The sequence below is a fragment of the Actinosynnema sp. NPDC004786 genome, from assembly GCF_053601135.1.
Genome location: NZ_JBSGBG010000012.1, coordinates 141,121 through 159,322 on the forward strand (window position 1 = coordinate 141,121; position 18,202 = coordinate 159,322).

The following is an 18,202-nucleotide window of genomic DNA, read 5'->3' on the forward strand; positions in this document are numbered from 1 at the left end:
ACTAGCCGCTCGATCCCGAGCCGGCGCGATCCCGAATCAGCCGGTCACCCGGGCGTCCACGGGCACTTCCTTCAGCACCCGGTCGTAGAGCACCTCCAGCAGCCAGCGCCCGAACAGGGACGGCCCGAACTCCGTCGACCGGTCCTCCGGCGGCACCAGCAGCTCGGCCGGGCCGGCCGCGTCCACCGCGACCACGCCGATGCCGTAGTAGTCCAGCTCGATCAACGGCCACGACCGCACGCCCTGCTGCGCGGGCAGCACGACCGCGCAGGGCGCGAGCGTCATGAGCGTGCCGCAGGACTGCAACGCCCGGTCGACCGTGGATTCACCCACCAGCACCCCGACCAACTCCACGGCGGGCACGGGCAGCCGGTCGTGCGCGGCAGGCTCGAACCACGACCGGAACCACGACGGGTCGGCCTGCGGCGGCCAGCCGTTCGCCGTGCGCCACTCGTGCACGTCGGCACGGACCCGCACGACGGCCGACACCTGGTGGCCCAGCACGGCGACGTCGGGCACGACGACGCCACGCCAGCCCAGCGCCGACGCGGCATGGTGGAGGAGCGGTTGCACTCGGGCATCCTAGAACTGGTTGCGGTTTCAATGACAGACCCACGGCCGCGCTGGGTGGTGGACCCGGCGCGGAGAGTGATCAGGGACTTGAGCGTCCCACGCGCAAGGCCCACAGGATGAGCGGCACCTGCAACGGCAACCGACCGTAGGCGACGGCCCTCACCCTCGGTGACTTCCCCCGGAGGTCGTAGGCCATCTTGACGTTGGCCGGGAACACCGCCGCGAAGAACGCGGCCGCCAGCTTCCCGCCCAGACCCCGCGTGCGCGGCGTCGCGACCGCCGCGGCCAACGCGACCTCGGCGGCGCCGGACAGGTACGTCCAGGTCCGAGGCTGGCCCGGCAGCGCCCGCGGCACGATCGCGTCGTACGGCTTCGGCTTGGCGAAGTGCGTGACGCCCGCGGCGCCGAGCAGCCCGGCCAGCGCGAGCGCCGACCACGAACGGGCGGGAGTCGGTTGCATGGGATCACCCTGTCATGAGGGACGCCGTCCGGCTCTCCCAGGGTTATCCTCCCGCACCGTGAGCGGTGATCCCGAAAATCCCGACCATCCCGAGCGGGCGGCCGTGGCCGCGTCCGCCGACGACTTCGTCGCCGGACTGCGCGAGTGGCTGGCCATCCCGTCGATCGGGGCCGACCCGGCGCACCACGGCGACGTGGCCGCGTCCGCGCACTGGCTCGCCGGGGCGCTGCGCCGCGACGGCTGGCCCGACGTGCGGGTCTGGGACGAGGGCCCGGCGCTGCCCGCCGTGTACGCCTGCTGGCCCGCCGCCGACCCCGACGCGCCCACCGTGCTCGTCTACGGCCACCACGACGTGCAGCCGGTCGACCCGGTCGAGCAGTGGCACACGCCGCCGTTCGAGGCGACGCTGGTCGGCGACGAGCTGTTCGGCCGGGGCGCCAGCGACGACAAGGGCCAGGTCGCGATGCACCTGCTCGGGGTGCGGGCGCACCTCGCGGCGACCGGCGCGGACCGCCCCGCGGTGACGCTCAAGCTGCTGGTGGAGGGCGAGGAGGAGTCCGGCTCGCCGCACCTGACGCGGCTGCTGGACGACCACCGCGACGACCTCGCCTGCGACCTGGTGGTGTTCACCGACACGCCGCTGTACTCGCGCGACGCGCCGACGGTCTGCACCGGCCAACGCGGCGTGTACGGCGCGGAGGTGGTGTTCACGGGCGGCTCCTCGGACGTGCACTCCGGCCGGTCGGGTGGCAGCGTGCCGAACCCGGCGACCGCTCTCGCCCGGCTCGTCGCCGCCCTGCACGACGCCGACGGCCGGGTCCGGCTGCGCGACTTCTACACCGACGTGGTGCCGCCCACGGAGGCCGAACGCGCCGACTACGCCGCGCTGCCGTTCGACGAAGCGGTGTGGCTCGCGAACGCCGGCGGCGCCCAGGGCGTGGCCGGCGAACCCGGCTGGTCGACCCTCGAACGGGTCTGGGTGCGCCCCACCGCCGAGGTCAACGGGATCAGCGGCGGCTACACCGGTCCGGGGCTCAAGACCATCGTGCCCGCCCGGGCCTCGGTGAAGCTGTCGTTCCGGCTCGTGCCCGACCAGCGGCCCGAGCGGGTCGCCGACGCGCTGCGCGAGTTCGTCGCCCAGCACACCCCGCCCGGTCTGCACGCCGAGGTGATCGCGCACGGCGACGGCGTGCCGCCCTACGCGGTGGACGTGTCCCACCCGGCCGTGGGCGCCGTGCGCGACGCGGTGCAGGCCGCGTTCGAGCAACCCGTGCGGTTCAGTCGAACGGGTGGCTCCGGCCCCGCGGCCCTGCTGCACGGCTGGCTCGGCGTGCCGGTCGTGTACCTCGGCGCGACGTTGCCGGATGATCGCATCCACGCGCCCGACGAGCGGGTCGTCGTGCCACTGCTGCTGCGCGGCGCCGAGGCCGCCGCCCGGCTGTGGCGACTGCTCCCGGAAAGGCTGTCATGATCCGCCGCACCAGCCCGGGCGAACCACTGGCCGACCGGCCCGGCCACTCGCTCGTCGGCGTGATCAGGATGCCGGACACGGTGCAAAGCCCCGTCCGCGCGATCCTCAAACGGGTGATCGGCGCGCTGGGCGCCCTGATGGCGGCCGTGCTGATCGTCTACCTCGACCGTGACGGCTACCGCGACGTCAACGAAGACGGCTTGTCCTTCCTGGACGCGGTGTACTACGCGACGGTGTCGCTGTCGACCACCGGATACGGTGACATCACCCCCGCCAGCTCGTCGGCGCGGCTGGTCAACGTCCTGGTGATCACCCCCTTGAGGGTCCTGTTCCTGATCGTCCTGGTCGGTACGACCCTCGAAGTGCTCACCGAGCGCTCGCGCCAGGCGCTGCGCATCCAGAAGTGGAGGACGAAGGTGCGGGACCACGTGGTCGTCATCGGGTACGGCACGAAGGGCCGATCCGCGGTCAGCGCCCTGTTGGGCGACGGGGCCGACCCGGGCTCGATCGTCGTGGTCGACACCACCCAGGAGGCCCTGGACGCCGCCTCCGCCATCGGGCTGGTCACCGTCCACGGTTCGGGCACGAGCAACGACGTGCTGCGCGTGGCCGGCGTCCCCCGCGCGAGGGCCGTCGTCGTGGCCGCGAACCGCGACGACACCGCCGTCCTGGTCACCCTCACCGCCCGCGAACTCGCGCCGAAGGCTCAGATCGTGGCGTCGGTGCGGGAGCGCGAGAACGAGCACCTGCTGCGCCAGTCCGGCGCCGACTCGGTCGTCGTCTCCAGCGAAACCGCCGGCCGGCTGCTGGGCATGGCCACCGCCACCCCGTCCGTGGTCGACATGGTCGAGGACCTGCTGACCCCGGACGCCGGCCTGGCCATCGCCGAACGCGACGTCGAACCGTCCGAGATCGGCGGCTCACCCCGCCACCTGCCGGACATCGTGCTGGGCGTCGTGCGCGACGGCACCCTCTACCGGGTCGACGCCCCCGAAGCCGACGCCGTCGAAGCAGGCGACCGCCTCCTCTACGTCAAGAAGGTGACCCCGCCCAAGGAATCCTGACCCGGCGGCACCACCCGGAACCCACCTCCCTTCACCCGGCCATCACTCGGCCAACGGGATCCGCACCTCGAACACCGCACCCCCGAACGCCCCACCGACAGCCGCGCCACCACCCGACGCCTCACCGGCCAACGCGCCACCCCGATCGCTGTCGCCGCCATCCCCGCCGCCGACATCCCCTCCGTCCTCAACCGAGCGGCGCACCGCAGCGCGGCGATCGCCCGAGGCGTCGGCAACCGACCCACGCTCGGCGGCGTTCCCGCCGCTCGGCGATGGGTCGGCATCGGCCGGCTCGCCGACGTCACCGACCAGCCCCGAAGCCGCTGCCGCGTGCACACCGGCCGACTCGGCCACCGTCGGCGCACCCGCCCCACCAGCCGCCCCGAATCCCGACCCCGCACCCGCAGTCGATTCCGCCCCTGGTTCCACTGCCGGTCCCGGCATCGCCGAACCCGCCGCCGAACCGGATGTGGAGGCCGGACCCGGCGTCCGAACCTCCCCTGACGTCCGCGACGACCCCGGCGTTGGAACCGACCCCGGCGTTGGGACCGGCCCTGGTCTTGGGGTTGACCCCGGCGTTCGGGCCGGATCTGGTGTCGGCGCGGAACCCGCCGCCGCGGCCGGGCCCGAGGCCCGGTTCGAGGCCCCACTCGCAACCTCGCTCGGGGTGCGGTCCGAGGCGGGGTCGGAGGCCCGGTTCGCGGACGCGCGCGGCCAGGCGGTCCGGTCGCGCGACGACTCGTCGGGGTCGACGCACGTCAGCTCCCCTCCGTGCGCCCGCACCACACCACGGGCGATCGGCAGCCCGAGGCCCGAACCTCCCGACCGCTGGTCCCGCGCCTCGTCCAACCGCACCAGTCGGTCGAAGATCCGTTCCCGGTCCTCCGGCGGCACGCCCGGCCCGTTGTCGGACACGACCAGCAGCGCGAAGCTGCCCGCCCTCGACACCCGCAGCCGCACCCGCCCCGACGGGCCGGTGGCCTGCCGGGCGTTGTCGGCCAGGTTCGCCAACACCTGCGCCAACCGCTGCGGGTCGCCCGAGACGAACGCCGACTCGCCCTCGGCGGCGATGTCGAAGTCCGGCGCGAGCAACCGCGTCCGCCCCACCTCGGCCTCCGCCAACGCGAGCAGGTCCACCCGTTCCCGGTGCAGTTCGAGACCGGCCTCGATGCGCGCCAACGCCAACAGGTCGTCCACCAGCCGCCCGGCCCGCCGCGACTCGCGCACCAGCAGCAGGTTCAACCGCTCCCGCTCCTCGGCGCTGCCGGTCTGCATCAGCGCCTCCGCGACCGCCTGCACGCCCGCGATCGGTGTCCTCAGTTCGTGCGCCGCGTCGGCCACGAACCGTTTCGTTCGCTCCTCCGATCCCTCCAACGAGTCCAGCATGTCGTCGAACGCGGCCGCCATCCGACCGAGTTCGTTGTCCGCCTGCGACGGGTAGAGCCGATACCCGCGGTCACCGCTTGCGATCGACCTGGCCAGCGTGGTCATCGCGACCAGCGGCGCCAACGCCCGTCGGACCACCAACGCCATCGCCACGGCCGTCACCGCCAACGCGCCGATCCCGACCAGCACCAGCAACCGCCGCAGCCTGGCCTGCGCGACCGTGATCACCGACGACTCGGCGTACACGGTGATCTTCGACCCGTCGACCAACTGCCGACTGAATTCGTTCGCCACCTCCTCGTCCGGTGCGTTGCCGTACACCGTCCCGTCCGGCATGACGAGCCGGACCTCCACACCCCGGCCTTCCAGCCGGTCCACCAGTTCCGCACCGCGCACCCGCTGCTTGACGAGCTGCTGCGCGACCCGCGCCTTCTCCAACAACGCGGTGTCCACGTCCCGCCTGGACTGCGCCGCGAACAACGCGTCCACCAACAACACGACCCCGATCAGCACGACGCCCAGCACGCCGATCGCGGACAGCGTCACCCGCCGCCGCAGCGAGACGGTCCGCAGGCTCACGTCTCGTCCGCTCTGAGGACGTACCCGAGCCCGCGCACGGTGTGCAGCAACCGCGGCCCGTGCTCCTCCAACTTCCGGCGCAGGGCGCTGACGTGCACCTCCACCAGGTTCGGGTCGTAGTCCTCGTAGCCCCACACCGCCGTGAGGATCTGCGTCTTGCCCACCACCCGGCCGCGCTGCGCGGCCAGGTACCGCAGCAGGCGCAGTTCGGTGGCGGTCAGCTCGACCGGCACGTCACCCCGCAGCACCACCGCCGAATCGGCGTCCACCACGAGGTCGCCGATCTGCACCGTCGACGGCGTCCGCCCCAGCCGCCGCAGCACCGCGCTCACCCGGGCGACCAGCTCGGCCAGCACGAACGGCTTCACCACGTAGTCGTCCGCGCCCCGGTCGAGCCCGCGCAGGCGGTCCGACACCCCGTCCCGGGCGGTCAGCATCACCACCCCGGCCCCGCACGTCCGCCGGATGACCTCGAGCAGCATGAAGCCGTCCCGGCCGGGCAGCATCACGTCGAGCACCACCAGGTCCGGGCGGAACCGGACCAGCTCACCTTCCAGATCCCGGCCGTCCGGCCGGACCTGAACCTGGTAACCCGCATCCCGCAGGGCGGAACTCACCGCGGCGCCAATCGCCTCCGCGTCCTCGATCACCAGCACTCTGGCAGCAGTCGACACCTCCACATTCTGCGTCGCGCCCCCCGACACGGCCGTGAGACCACGACGAACCGACAGGCATTCGTCACCGGCACCCAGGCGTGCCGGAGGTTGTGGGGCCGGTCTCTCCCGACATGGGCGCGGACGGGAGAGGCCGGCCGTCCAAGGGGGAGAGCGGTGGACGTCCACCGCTCTCCGCCGTTCGGGGATCGCCGCACCGGCCGTGCCAGGTGGCACGACCTTCGCGGTGGTGACGGTCAGCCGGCCGCGGTGGACCACCGCGAGCGGCCGCCGCGACCGCGTGCGCCACAGGTCGGCGAGAGTGCCGACGACCACGGTGCCGATCCTGTGGCGCGGGTGATGCGATCCGTTGTGGACAAGGGACGAGCGCGTTCCACGCTCACTGCCCGGATAGTCGTCGTCTCCCGACGAGGTGGGGCGCGGTCGCACGCTCCTGTAGTGCTCGCGCGGACACCGGACCGTCGGTTCCGGAGTCCGCACCGGTCGGCCCGCGTTGCCCGCGGGACGGGCGGTTCCGACTCGGCCGGGATCGCCGCCAGTGGTCCCCGACAACCACTGGTGGTCGCCTGGCCGGGACGTGGTCGGTGGTGCGGTGCTCGACCACCGGGCGGAGGGCGAGCGGCGGCGCGCTGCGGTGAGGCCGAGTGCCGAGTCGGCCGGGCCGCGATCCGGCACGCCTCGTAGCCCAAGGGGCATGAGCGCTCTGCCGGAATGGTGGGCGGTGGCGTGGGAGGACTGCCGAGAGGTCACTCGGTCCGAGTGCGGGCGGATCCGGTGACATCGGCCGGTGTGACATCGGTGGCGGCGGTCCGACCCGGACCACCTCGGCCCCTGGTCCGGTCCGACGTCGTCGCCGACGTGCTCGACGCGTTGTTCGCCGAGTCCGAAGGGCGGGTCGCGCGGAGTGCGGGCGGCCGACCGTGTGCGGCGCTGGGTTGTGCGGGTGGAGGGCGTCGGCTGCGCCTTCAGGCTTCGCTCAGGTGGTGCGCGCACCCTGGGCCTCATGCGCAAGCCGGTGGTGGCCGTCCTGGTGGGTCTTGTCGTGGCACTCGTCGCCGTCTTCTGGCAGGGTGCGGCAGCCTCCTCTCCTGATCGACCGGCTCCCGACCGATCGGTGGCGGGTCACGAACGGACCGGCGCGCTCGAGCGGGCCGAGGGCAGGCCCGGCAAGGGCCGGAAGGACCGCGCGGGCGGCACGGTCGTCGTCGGCACGGTCAAGGCCGTGCGTGACGGGGCGTTGGACGTGGCCAAGGACGCGGGTGGCGAGGTCACCGTCACCACCGGTCCCTCCACGAAGACGCGGGGCGTCGACCTGGCCGGGCTCCGGCCCGGTCAGCGCGTCATCGTTCGGGCACAAGACGGCAAGGCGCTCATGGTGGGCGTGCCGCGGGCGCGCGCCCGCGGCACGGTGACCGCGCTGGACGGCGATCGCGCCACGTTGATCGAGTTCGCGGGCTCCACCCGGACTCTGGAGCTCTCCGGCGTGGCGGACAAGCCCAGGGTCGGTGATCTCGTCGCGGTGCGCGGTACGGCATCCGGCGACGTGCTGGTGGTCGAGCGGCTTCGGCGGCTTTCCCGGTGAGGTTCATGGGTCTAGTGTCGAACTGGCGTTCGAGGGTGTGCAAGATCACGATCGAGTGATGTTTGTGGGTGGTGGCGACGGGTCGGCCCCCACGACACCCCGCCGGCGCGTCTGCGACCATCCACGCTGTGGCGGTTCCGCGAAGCCCGGTCAGGTGGGCGCTGGTGCTGCTGGTCGTGGGGCTGGCAGCCGTCGCGGCAGCGGTCGCGTTGTGGTGGCCGCGCACGTCCGCCGAGGTCCAGCGGGTCTCCGCCACCGTCGTGACCCCGGCCTCGTGCGGCGACGCGGACGCGTACGACCGGGTCGAACTGACGATCGGTGACCGGACGCACACCGCCAGGCTCGACGGGTGCGGCCACCAGCCGAACGAGGTCGTGGAGGTCGTCCTCCCGGCCGACACCAGCGGCGAGTTCACCGTCCAAGCCGCCGCCAGCGCGCCCGCCGGCATGCCGTTCGGGACCAGGCTGACGATGCTGCTGATGTGCCTGAGCGGTCTCGCCGGCGGCCTCTACGCCTACCTGATGACCAGGCGTTCTCAGCCCACGGCCTCGGCCGGCGCCGCGTAGGTGTTGCACGACGACGTCACGCCCGTCGTGAACCCCTGCGACGCCCACTCGGCCTGGTTGTCCGGGTTGCCGTGGGCGTTCTTCTCGGCCGGCTCCTCCACGGCGTACTGGAAGTCCTCCGCCGCCTCCTGGGCCAACCCGGTGCCGAGCGACCCGGACGCCGCCACCAGGAACATCCCGGCGAAGCAGTTGGCCTGCAGCTCGATGCGCCGCGACATCTCCAGCCCCGCCGGCGTCGCCTCGCCCGCGTCGGAGATCTTGGAGTCCGCCGCGCGGAGCATCCCCGTCAACGCCTGCACGTGGTGCCCGTACTCGTGCGCCAACGTCGCCAGGTGCGACCCGGCGCGCTCGCCGCCGCCGTTGTCGCGCAGCCGCCGCGTGGGCATGTAGATGGTCCTGTTGCGACCGCAGTAGTACGCGACCGCCTCACTCTCCGCGGGCGCCGAGCCGCACGGCCCCTCGGCCAGCTCCGGCGAGGTGTCCAACGCGGGCGGGTCGAACGGCAGGTTCGCCTGCTCCAGCACCGGCCGCCACGCGTCGTCGAGGCACACCACACCGGCCTCGTAGTACGCCGACAGCTCCGCGTCCGACACCCCGAACGCCGGCAAAGCGCAGGTCACGACGGGCAGCCGCACGGGCGCGGTCAGCAACGGGTGGTCGGCCAGCCGGTGCACCGCACGCGGCCGCGGCGTCTCGGCCTCCGTGGTCTCCGGGACCCGCACGCCGGGCGCGGCCACCGCGCGGCCGTTGATCTGACGTGACGTCTCGAGCTGCGTGATGCCGCCGAGCCCCAGCACGCACAACACGATCAACGAGAACACGCCGACGAGGACGATCGGGTTGTTCCTGGGCTCCTCGGGCGTGTGCACGGTCCTCCAGTCGGGTCAGCTGACGTCCGCCGCGCTCGCCACCCAAGTGTTGCACGCGCTGGTCTCGTTGTTCTTGAACCCGTGGTTCACCCACGCCGCGTTGCGCTCGGGCGCGCCGTGGTCCCGGTTCGGGTAGATCGGGTAGTCGCCGCGGTTGCCCGCGTCGGTGAGCGCCACGGAGATCACGTCGCCGGGCACCGCGCCGTGCGACAGCGGCGCCAGCGTCATGCCGCCGAAGCACGTGGCCTGCAGTTCCTTGCGGCGGTTCAGGTCGAGGCCCTCGGGGGTGTCCCAGCCGCCCTTCTCGTACTGCGCCTGGCTGGCCGCGCGGAGGATGCCGGACAGCCACTGGACGTGGTGGCCGTACTCGTGGGCGAGCTGCCCCAGGTACTTGCCCGGGTGGTTGGGGTTGGCCGAGCCCTGCTCGTTGGCGTAGTGGTTCGGCGTCCAGTAGATGGTGCCGTCGCAGTACATGGCCGTGCGGTCCGGGCCCATGTTGCCGCACGTGGTCGTGACCTGCGAGGTCACCATGACCAGCTCGACCGGCTGGTAGGGCAGGTTCGCGCGTTCGAACGACGGCTTCCACATCGCCTCGATGCACGGCAGCGCGGCCCGGAGGAACCGGTCCTGCCCCGCGGGCGAGTAGTCCATCGACGGCAGGGGGCAGCCGTCGATGTTGAACGCGCCCAGCCCCGCGCCGTGGATGGGGTTGTCGCCCAGCGTGATGACGGCCTTGGGGCCGGCCTTGGGCGTGCTCGTCGACGCGGACCGCCTGCTGCTCTCCGTGGTGGCGGTCGTCGTCTCGGTGGTCGTGGTGGTGGGCTCGGGCGTGTACGTGTAGCTCGCGTAGCCGGCGTTGCCGGAGTCGCCGGCCTCCTTGGAGCCGCTGGTCGCGGCCACGATGCCGATCGTCGCGACGCCGAGCACGAGCAAGCCGACGACCAGCACCGCCACCAGGGGCCCCTTGCTCTTCCTGGGGGGCATCGGCGGGTACGGCATCGGCGCCGGGCCCCAACCCGGCGGCGGGCCGGGCGGCGGACCCCAGTGCGCGGGCGGCGGTTGCGGCGGGGCCGTCGGCGGCGGCATCACGGGCGGCGGACCGGGCCACGACGGGGGCTGCTGCTGCGGGCCGGGCGGCGGCATCGGGGCGGCCGGCCACGGCTGGTGCTGACGCGGTTGCTGCGGCTGACGGGGGTCCAGCGGCGCCGGCATCGGCGGCGGTCCGACCGGTCGCGGCGGTGGCCAGCCACCCGGCGGCGGTGGTTGCGTCATCGCTGGTCGTCCCCCATATCGCGGATGCCCGAATCAGCACAAGAGCTTAGGGGAACTCCGCTATCCTCCGCGGCCGTGTTGAAAAACTGGGGAGCGGCGGCCCTCTGCGCGGTCGCGCTGTGCGCGGGCATCGGCACGGCGTCGGCGCAGCCGGGCAGCACGGCCGGGCTGCCCGGGACGGTCGGCGCCGACGTGCGGCTCAAGCTGGAGCGCGACGGCAGGCTGACCGTGACCGAGGTGGTGACCGTTCCCGAGGGGAAGGCGGCCACGCGCGTCGTTCCGCTGCGCGTCCCCGTCGCCGCGGACCGGGACCGCGTGTTCCGGGTCGGCGATGTGGCCGTCGAAGGCAAGGGCACCGCTACAGCATCGGACGACGAGCTGACGATCGCACTCCAGGCGGGCACGTCCACCGTCAAGTACTCCGTGGTGGGCGCCGTCGCCAAGATCGGCGACACGCTGGAGCTGCGCTGGCAGCCCGCGAGCGGCTGGGACACCGCGCTGGACTCGGTGAAGGTCTCGGTGATCACGCCGGACGCGCCCCGGTCGGTGAACTGCCTGGCCGGCGAGCCGGGCACGGCCACGCCGTGCACCAGCGCGGACCTGGGCGACGGGCGCGGCGTGCGGGCGACCGAGATCGGCCTGGCCGCCGGTGAGCGGATCGACGTGGCGGTCGGGTTGCAGGAGGGTGCGGCGCCCGCGAACGCGCTGGTCGAGGAGACGTCGGGGCTGGCGGCGGCGTTCGCGTTGACGCCGTTGACCGGTGTGATGCTCGGTGTGCTCGTCGTCCTGCTGCTGTGCGGCGGGTTGTTGTTGTGGTACCTGCGCGGTCGTGACGCACGCGCGTTAGCCGGTGACGTCGGGCCGGTGAACGTGCTGGTCACGGACGGTTCCGGGCACGTGGCGTTCGCTTCGCCGGACGGCGTGCTGCCGGGTCAGGTGGGGACCGTCGTGGACGAGCACGTGGACGTGGTGGACGTGACCGCGACGATCGTGGACCTCGCCGTGCGCAACTACCTCTGGATCGAGGAGCTCGACGGGCACGACTGGCGGTTCGTGCGGCGCAACCCCGCCGACCCGTCGCTGTCCGGGTACGAGCGGGCGGTGTACGAGGCGTTGTTGCCCGACGGGGTGGACGCGTTGACGCTGTCCGAGCTGCGCGGCAGGCGGATCGACCTGTCACGCGTGCGGGACGAGCTGTACGCGGACGTGGTCGCGAAGAACTGGTTCACCCGCCGTCCCGACGCCGAGCGCACCCTGTGGTGGTGGGTCGGCACGGGGCTGGGTGTGCTGGGTGTCGTGTTGACGGTGGTGTTGGCGCTGGTCGGCGGGGCGGCGTTGTTCGGGCTGGTGGTCGTGGTGGCCGGGGTGTCGTTGGCGGTCGGCGCGCGCACCATGCCCGCGCGGACCAGGCGCGGCAGTGCCTTGTTGGAGCACGTGCGCGGGTTGCGCGGGTACTTGCACACGGCGACGCCCCAGGACATCCCGGAGTCGGATCGGGAAATGGTGTTCTCGCGGTCGCTGCCCTACGCGGTGGTGCTGGGGGAGGCGGAGCGGTGGCTGGCGGCGTTCTCGGGCGCCCGGCCGGGGCTGTACTGGTTCGGCGAGGCCGAGCAGGGCGGTGACCTGCGGCGGTTCGCGCAGCGGTTCCCGGCGTTCCTCGGCGCGGTGGACGGCGTGCTGGCGCAGGCGGGGCACCTGCGGTCGCTGCGCGGCTGACCCGCGGTTCACTCGAACGTGATCTTGCGTTCCGTCGAACAGCAGTTCGACAATAACCGCATCCCCGAACCAGACCCGCGGGCGGCGGGCGAAGGGTCGGGGGTGCTCAGGCCGAAGTCACCCCGGTGTCCATGTGCGCCGGCTCCACCGGGTGGGCGGCCTGCTGAGACGGGCGTTGGTCCGGTCCGGGCACGGCGTGCTCCCGGTCCCGGGCCGGCCGCCCCGTCGCTGGTCGACCGGTCCCCGTTCGGTCGGTTCGCGCACGGCGTAGCGGGTCGTCGCGGCGGGCGGGCGACCATCGGGCCGGGCAGTGGTGTGAACCCGTAGGCTGCGTTCATGGCGCTACCCGAACTGCACAGGTTCACGCTTCCCAACGGTCTGCGGGTGGTGCTCGCACCCGACCGCAGCGCCCCGGTCGTCGGGGTGAGCGTGCACTACGACGTGGGCTTCCGCTCGGAGCCCGAGGGCCGCACGGGGTTCGCTCACCTCTTCGAGCACCTCATGTTCCAGGGCAGCGAGAGCCTGGAGAAGCTGGCCCACTTCCGGCACGTGCAGTCCTCGGGCGGCACGTTCAACGGGTCGACCCACCCCGACTACACCGACTACTACCAGGTGCTGCCGTCGGCGGCCCTCGAGCGGGCGCTGTTCCTCGAGGCCGACCGCATGCGGGCGCCGAAGATCACCGAAGAGAACCTGCGCAACCAGATCGACGTCGTGAAGGAGGAGATCCGACTCAACGTGCTGAACCGACCGTACGGCGGGTTCCCCTGGATCCTCCTGCCGCCGGTCCTGTTCCAGACCTTCCCTAACGCGCACAACGGCTACGGCGACTTCACCGACCTGGAGAACGCCACCGTGGACGACTGCGCCGCGTTCTTCGACACCTACTACGCGCCGGGCAACGCCGTGCTGACGGTGGCGGGCGACTTCGACCCCGACGAGGCGAAGGCGCTCGTCGAGAAGCACTTCGGTGACGTGCCCGCCCGACCGGTGGCGCCCCGGCCGTCGTTCGCCGAGGCCGCGCCGAAGGGCGAGCTGCGGGCCGAGCACACCGACAAGCACGCGCCGATGCCCGCCATCGCCGTGGGCTACCGCATCCCGGACCCGGTCGCCGAGGTCGAGGGCTACCTCACGTACCTGGTCCTGGCCGGTGTGCTGACCGACGGCGACGGGTCGCGGCTCCAGCAGCGGCTGGTGCACCGCGACGCGATCGTGGTCGACGTCGGCGCCGGGTGCGGTCTGTTCGGGCCGCTGGAGGCGCGCGACCCCGACACGTTCAGCATCACCGCGATCCACCCGCCGGAGGTCACCTCCGAGCAGGTGCTCGCGGCGGTGGACGAGGAGCTGCTGCGGTTGGCCGAGGAAGGGCCGACCGAGCAGGAGCTGGCGAAGGTCACCGCCCGCTGGGTGTCGACCATGCACCGGGAGCACGACCGGCTCACCAGCCGCACGCTGGGCCTCGGGTCGGCCGAGCTGCTGTTCGGGCGGGCCGAGCTGCTGTACGAGCTGCCGGACAAGCTGGCCGGCATCACCACCGACGAGGTCGCCGCGGCGGCCAAGGCGCTGCGGCCGGACTCGCGCGCCGTCCTGATCCTCAAGCCCGCCACCGGAGGTAACGAGTGAGCGCCCCGACCAAGCACCGCAGCGCCGAGGAGATCGGCCGTACGGAGCTAGGGCCTCGCCCGTTCCCCGAGCTGGGCGAGCAGCGGGCGGCGGCGGACCTGGACACCGTCGACACCACGTTGGCCAACGGCCTGCGGGTGCTCGCGGTGCGCCGGTCGTCGGTGCCGCTGGTGGAGGTACGGCTGCGGATCCCGTTCGGGGACCCGGCGGCGAGCAGCGTCGGGTCGACGCACGCGGCCCGCGCCGAGGTGCTGGCGAACACGATCCTCACCGGCACCGCGACCCGGAGCCGGGTGGACGTGGACACGGAGCTGGCGCTGGTCGGCGGCGAGCTGGACGCGGTGGTCGACCCGGAGCGGCTGGCGCTGTCCGGCAACGCGCTGGTGTCCGGTTTCGGCACCGTGCTGGACGTGCTGCGGGACGTGCTCACCGGCGCGACCTACCCGGCGGACGAGGTCGAGCGGGAACGGGCCCGGTTGGTGGAGCGGATCCGGCTGGCGCGGTCGCAGCCGAACGTGATCGCCCGGGAGGCGTTGCAGCGCCACCTGTACGGCGACCACCCGTTCGCCAAGGAGATGCCCGAGGCGGACGAGGTCGCGGCGGTCACGCGGGACGACGTGCTCGCGCTGCACTCGGCGGCCGTGCTGCCGCGTGGGTCGGTGCTGGTCGTCGTGGGCGACGTGGAGCCGGACGCGGCGGTGCGCGCGGTCGAGGGGGCGTTGGGCGGCTGGACCGGTGAGGGCACGGCGGTGTCGTTGTCGCCGCTGCCGCCCGTGCGGGGTGGCGACGTGCTGCTGGTGCACCGCCCGGGAGCCGTGCAGTCCCAGATCCGCCTCGCCGGGCGCGGCCTGGTGCGGACCGACGAGCGGTACCCGGCGTTGCAGCTCGCGAACCTGGTGTTCGGCGGGTTCTTCTCGTCGCGGCTGGTGGAGAACATCCGGGAGGACAAGGGCTACACCTACGGCGCGCGGTCGCACCCGGAGTTCACGCCGAGCGGCGCGACGCTGCTGGTGGACGCCGACACCGCGAGCGAGGTGACGGCGGCGGCGCTGTTGGAGACCCGGTACGAGCTGGGTCGCCTGGGCCTGGTGCCGCCGACCGAGTCCGAGGTGGACACCGCGCGCCGCTACGCGGTCGGGTCGCTGCTGACCTCGACGTCGTCACAGGGCGGGTTGGCGTCGTTCCTGGTGAACCTCGCCGGTCTGGGCCTGGACGTGGAGTGGTTCACCGGGCACCCGGCGCGGCTGGCGAGCGTCACGGTCGAGCAGGTCACGGAGGTGGCGTTGGAGTTCTTCGCGCCGACCGCGTTCACCGGTGTGCTGGTCGGTGACGCGGAGCTGCTGGCCCCGCAGCTGCGGGCGTTGGGCGGTGTGACCCTGCCGTGAGCTTCGAGTTGGTGGAACTGCCCGCCCTGTCGCGGTTCACGGTCAACCGGCAGGAGCCGTTGCGGGGTGACGCGGACCGGCTCGGGCACCTGTGGCCGAAGGCGCGGGTCATCAGCGTGGACGCGCGCGGCCGCACGCTGGTGGCCGACCGGGGGTCGCGCCTGGTGGACCGTCCCGCCACCGATTTCGGCGACGGCCCGCCGGACACGGCGGTGCTGCTCGGCGAGCAGGACGGCGTGGCGTACTGGGCGGTGCCGCTGACCGAGGACGAGACGGACGTCGGCGCTCCGGCCGGGCGGGTGTGGGCCCGGCCGGAGCTGACCGACGAGCCGCAGTGGCTCGACCTGCGGGCGTGCGGCGCGTTGCTGGACGCCACCGGCGCGGGCCTGTTCACGTCGGCGGTCGCGTTGTTCCACTGGCACCGGACGGCGAAGTTCTGCGCGGTGTGCGGCGGGCGGACGGAGTCCGTCAAGTCAGGGTGGGCGCGGGTGTGCGAGCAGTGCGGGCACGAGGAGTACCCGCGCACCGACGCGGCGGTGATCTGCCTGGTGCACGACGGCGCGGACCAGGTGCTGCTCGCCCGCGGCGCCGGGTGGCCGGAGGGGCGGTACTCGGTGCTGGCCGGGTTCGTCGAGGCGGGCGAGTCGCTGGAGGCGTGCGTGGCGCGGGAGATCGCCGAGGAGGTCGGTGTCGAGGTCGCCGCCATCCGCTACCTCGGCAGCCAGCCGTGGCCGTTCCCGCGGTCGTTGATGGTGGGCTTCGAGGCGGTGGCCGACCCGGCCGAGCCGCTGCGGCTCGCGGACGGTGAGATCGCGCAGGCCAAGTGGGTCGGTCGGGCGGAGGTGCGGCAGGCGCTCGCCGAACCGGGCAGCGTGCCGGACCTGCTGCTCGCTCCCGGCGCGTCGATCGCCTACCGGATGATCCAGTCGTGGGCGGCGGCGGGCTGATCCGGCGCGGCACGGCCGGTCAGGTCGGGCGGGGCAGGGTCGGGCCAGGGCAGCCGGTGGACGAAGTTCGCCTAACCGGTGCCAGGTGATCTCCGGCAGTTCGACGTGCGGCCGGGGCGGGTCGATGCCGGTGCCGACCTCGGTGAAGCAGCGGAACATCGGCGGCCGGGTCCGCGGGGTGGCGTGCCACCGCCCCCAGCGATGGGCGGCGGTGGCGAACCGGGCGACCGAGGGCGGCCGTCAACGGCTCGGCGCGATGTCCGGCACGGGTGCAATGCCCACGGATGGCATGGGCACGCACGCTCCTGGCCTGCGCGCGAGCCCTCACCTGCACGCCCGACAGCGTTGCGGCGCAAGAACTCCGACCCTCGGCACGGACCTCGCCTGCGCCGGGGCGCGATGTCCACCACGGCTCCGGATCGACCTGAACGGCGGTCTGCCAATGTCCGAGTTGTCCGATCTGCTCGCGGTCGGCCGAAGCGGCGTCACTCGACTGGTTGGTGCGCCGCAGCCGGGTGGTGCACGAGCGGCCACCGGACGACCGCCGGGTTGTGCACGTGGAGGTTGTCAGGCGACGGGCGGCGTCTGCCGGCGACCACGAGCGACCCCGCGTACCGGGAGTCGGTCGCCGAGGAGGTCGCCGCTCCGCTGAGTGACCGCGACGTCGCCGATCTGAAGCGCATCGGGCGAAAACTGCTGGAAGCGCCCGGGAAATGGGGCACCAAGCGGTTCGCCACCGACTAACGTCGGGACTTCGACGCGCCCGACTGGCGGCCGTGGTCCTACTCGCTCGATGGGGGTCGCCGTGCACCGCAAACTGACCGTGCGCGACCTGCGTGCAGGCAACCGTGCGCGGGTGCTGCGCGCGCTGTACTTCGACCAGCCGCGCAGTCGGCAGGAGCTGGCGGGCATCACCGGCCTGAGCCAGGCGTCGGTCAGCAACGTCGTCGCCGAGCTGATCGCCGACGGCGTGGTGGTCGAGGCCGGCCAAGTCGACTCCGACGGCGGCCGGCCGCGCGTGCTGCTGCGGGTCAACCAGTCGCACGCGGCGGTGGTCGGGGTCGACGTCGGCGAGACGCACGTGCTGGTCGAGGTGTTCGACCTGACGCTGCGGCGGCTGGCGGAGGCGACGTTTCCGATGGAGCCCGAGGCCCAGTCGATCGACGACGTGGCGCGGCGGGTCCTCGAAGGACTCGACCGGTGCCTCGCCGCCAGCGGGGTGCGCGACGTGCTCGGCGTCGGCATCGGCGTGCCCGGCCAGGTCGAGCACGGACTGGTGTACGCGCAGACCGTCGGTTGGCACGGCGTCGCTCTGGAACGGCTGCTCCGGACCGGCACCGACCTGCCGTTGTTCCTGGACAACGGGGCGAACACGTTGGGTCAGGCGGAGGTGTGGTTCGGCGCCGGCCGCGGTACGGGTGACGCGGTGGTCGCGCTGATCGGGTCGGGTGTCGGCGCGAGCGTCATCGCGGACGGGGTGCTGTACCGGGGTTCGTCGGGTGGCGCGGGGGAGTGGGGGCACACGACGGTCGCCCTGGACGGCCGTCCGTGCCGGTGCGGCGCGCACGGGTGCCTGGAGGCGTACATCGGCGCGTCGGCCATCGTCGCCCGGTACCGCGCGGTGAAGGCCGACGTGCCCGCCGAGCAGGAGGCGGCGTTGGCGGCGCTGGTCGCCGACGGGTCACGGGCGGCCCGCGACGTCCTCGCCGAGACCGCCCGGTACGCGGGGCTGGGCATCGCGAACCTGATCAACCTGTTCAACCCGTCGCAGGTGATCGTCGGGGGCTGGGCCGGCCTGCTGCTCGGCGAGCGGATCCTGGACGACGTGCGTACCCAGGCGTCCCGCCACGCCCTGCACCGGCCGTTCGAGCAGGCCACGATCACCCTGTGCCAACTGGGCCCCGAGTCCGTCGCGCTCGGCGCGGCGACCCTGCCGGTGGCCCGGTTCCTGGCCGCGGGCGGCGTGCCGGACCGCACCGCCAGCCGCGCGGTCTAGCCCGGCCTGGTTGAACCCCGGCCGCGGATCCTGCCTGGT

General features: G+C 73.2%; 16 protein-coding genes. 10 read left to right on the plus strand and 6 right to left on the minus strand.

Features of this window, described 5'->3' with window-relative positions; all coding sequences use genetic code 11:
* Positions 1–36 precede the first annotated feature (36 nt).
* Entirely contained in the window at positions 37–573 is a 537-nt protein-coding gene (locus tag ACWEFJ_RS13405) for a hypothetical protein (protein WP_378084483.1), read from the minus strand.
* Positions 574–652: 79 nt separating this feature from the next.
* A complete protein-coding gene (locus ACWEFJ_RS13410) occupies positions 653–1,033 on the minus strand; it encodes a hypothetical protein (RefSeq protein ID WP_449713895.1) in 381 nt (126 codons plus the stop codon).
* A gap of 58 nt (positions 1,034–1,091) precedes the next feature.
* Here ACWEFJ_RS13410 and ACWEFJ_RS13415 point away from each other — a divergent pair, with 58 nt between their 5' ends.
* Both ACWEFJ_RS13415 and ACWEFJ_RS13420 read left to right on the plus strand, forming a co-directional pair.
* Complete coding sequence (locus tag ACWEFJ_RS13415; RefSeq protein WP_378084485.1) at positions 1,092–2,504, plus strand: M20/M25/M40 family metallo-hydrolase; 1,413 nt, start codon at positions 1,092–1,094, stop codon at positions 2,502–2,504.
* Positions 2,501–3,568, plus strand: coding sequence for a potassium channel family protein (locus ACWEFJ_RS13420; protein ID WP_378084486.1), 1,068 nt, complete (start codon positions 2,501–2,503; stop codon positions 3,566–3,568). The genes ACWEFJ_RS13415 and ACWEFJ_RS13420 overlap by 4 nt, the downstream gene beginning before the upstream one ends.
* A 42-nt stretch (positions 3,569–3,610) precedes the next feature.
* Here ACWEFJ_RS13420 and ACWEFJ_RS13425 read toward each other — a convergent pair whose 3' ends face one another.
* Both ACWEFJ_RS13425 and ACWEFJ_RS13430 read right to left on the minus strand, forming a co-directional pair.
* Entirely contained in the window at positions 3,611–5,533 is a 1,923-nt protein-coding gene (locus ACWEFJ_RS13425; protein WP_449713896.1) for an ATP-binding protein, read from the minus strand.
* Positions 5,530–6,207, minus strand: coding sequence for a response regulator transcription factor (locus ACWEFJ_RS13430; protein WP_378084488.1), 678 nt, complete (start codon positions 6,205–6,207; stop codon positions 5,530–5,532). Before ACWEFJ_RS13430 ends, ACWEFJ_RS13425 begins: the two co-directional genes overlap by 4 nt.
* 943 nt (positions 6,208–7,150) lie before the next feature.
* On the opposite strand from ACWEFJ_RS13430, the gene ACWEFJ_RS13435 reads away from it, so the two are divergent.
* Positions 7,151–7,789, plus strand: coding sequence for a DUF5666 domain-containing protein (locus tag ACWEFJ_RS13435; protein ID WP_449713897.1), 639 nt, complete (start codon positions 7,151–7,153; stop codon positions 7,787–7,789).
* 128 nt (positions 7,790–7,917) lie between these two features.
* A complete protein-coding gene (locus tag ACWEFJ_RS13440; protein ID WP_449713898.1) occupies positions 7,918–8,355 on the plus strand; it encodes a hypothetical protein in 438 nt (145 codons plus the stop codon).
* Here the strand turns inward: ACWEFJ_RS13440 and ACWEFJ_RS13445 are convergent.
* Together ACWEFJ_RS13445 and ACWEFJ_RS13450 are read right to left on the minus strand one after the other, a co-directional pair.
* Complete coding sequence (locus ACWEFJ_RS13445) at positions 8,325–9,224, minus strand: neutral zinc metallopeptidase (RefSeq protein WP_378084492.1); 900 nt, start codon at positions 9,222–9,224, stop codon at positions 8,325–8,327. The two genes, ACWEFJ_RS13440 and ACWEFJ_RS13445, sit on opposite strands and share 31 nt — an antisense overlap.
* A 15-nt stretch (positions 9,225–9,239) precedes the next feature.
* On the minus strand, positions 9,240–10,208 hold the full coding sequence (locus tag ACWEFJ_RS13450; RefSeq protein ID WP_449713899.1) for a neutral zinc metallopeptidase: 969 nt from the start codon (positions 10,206–10,208) through the stop codon (positions 9,240–9,242).
* On the opposite strand from ACWEFJ_RS13450, the gene ACWEFJ_RS13455 reads away from it, so the two are divergent.
* The 6 genes from ACWEFJ_RS13455 to ACWEFJ_RS13480 all read left to right on the plus strand — a co-directional run bounded on the left by ACWEFJ_RS13455 (position 10,189) and on the right by ACWEFJ_RS13480 (position 18,163).
* Complete coding sequence (locus ACWEFJ_RS13455; RefSeq protein ID WP_449713900.1) at positions 10,189–10,395, plus strand: hypothetical protein; 207 nt, start codon at positions 10,189–10,191, stop codon at positions 10,393–10,395. The two genes, ACWEFJ_RS13450 and ACWEFJ_RS13455, sit on opposite strands and share 20 nt — an antisense overlap.
* A 176-nt stretch (positions 10,396–10,571) precedes the next feature.
* Positions 10,572–12,212, plus strand: a complete 1,641-nt coding sequence (locus ACWEFJ_RS13460; RefSeq protein WP_449713901.1) for a DUF2207 domain-containing protein — start codon at positions 10,572–10,574, stop codon at positions 12,210–12,212.
* Positions 12,213–12,548: 336 nt separating this feature from the next.
* Positions 12,549–13,835 carry a M16 family metallopeptidase gene (locus ACWEFJ_RS13465; protein ID WP_378084496.1) on the plus strand — a complete coding sequence of 429 codons (1,287 nt, stop codon included), beginning with the start codon at positions 12,549–12,551 and terminating at the stop codon, positions 13,833–13,835.
* On the plus strand, positions 13,832–15,220 hold the full coding sequence (locus ACWEFJ_RS13470; protein WP_449713902.1) for a M16 family metallopeptidase: 1,389 nt from the start codon (positions 13,832–13,834) through the stop codon (positions 15,218–15,220). The genes ACWEFJ_RS13465 and ACWEFJ_RS13470 overlap by 4 nt, the downstream gene beginning before the upstream one ends.
* Positions 15,217–16,167 (plus strand): NAD(+) diphosphatase, encoded by a 951-nt coding sequence (gene nudC / locus ACWEFJ_RS13475; protein WP_449713903.1) that lies wholly within the window; start codon positions 15,217–15,219, stop codon positions 16,165–16,167. Before ACWEFJ_RS13470 ends, nudC begins: the two co-directional genes overlap by 4 nt.
* Positions 16,168–16,972: 805 nt before the next feature.
* Complete coding sequence (locus tag ACWEFJ_RS13480; RefSeq protein WP_449713904.1) at positions 16,973–18,163, plus strand: ROK family protein; 1,191 nt, start codon at positions 16,973–16,975, stop codon at positions 18,161–18,163.
* The last annotated feature ends 39 nt before the right edge of the window (positions 18,164–18,202 follow it).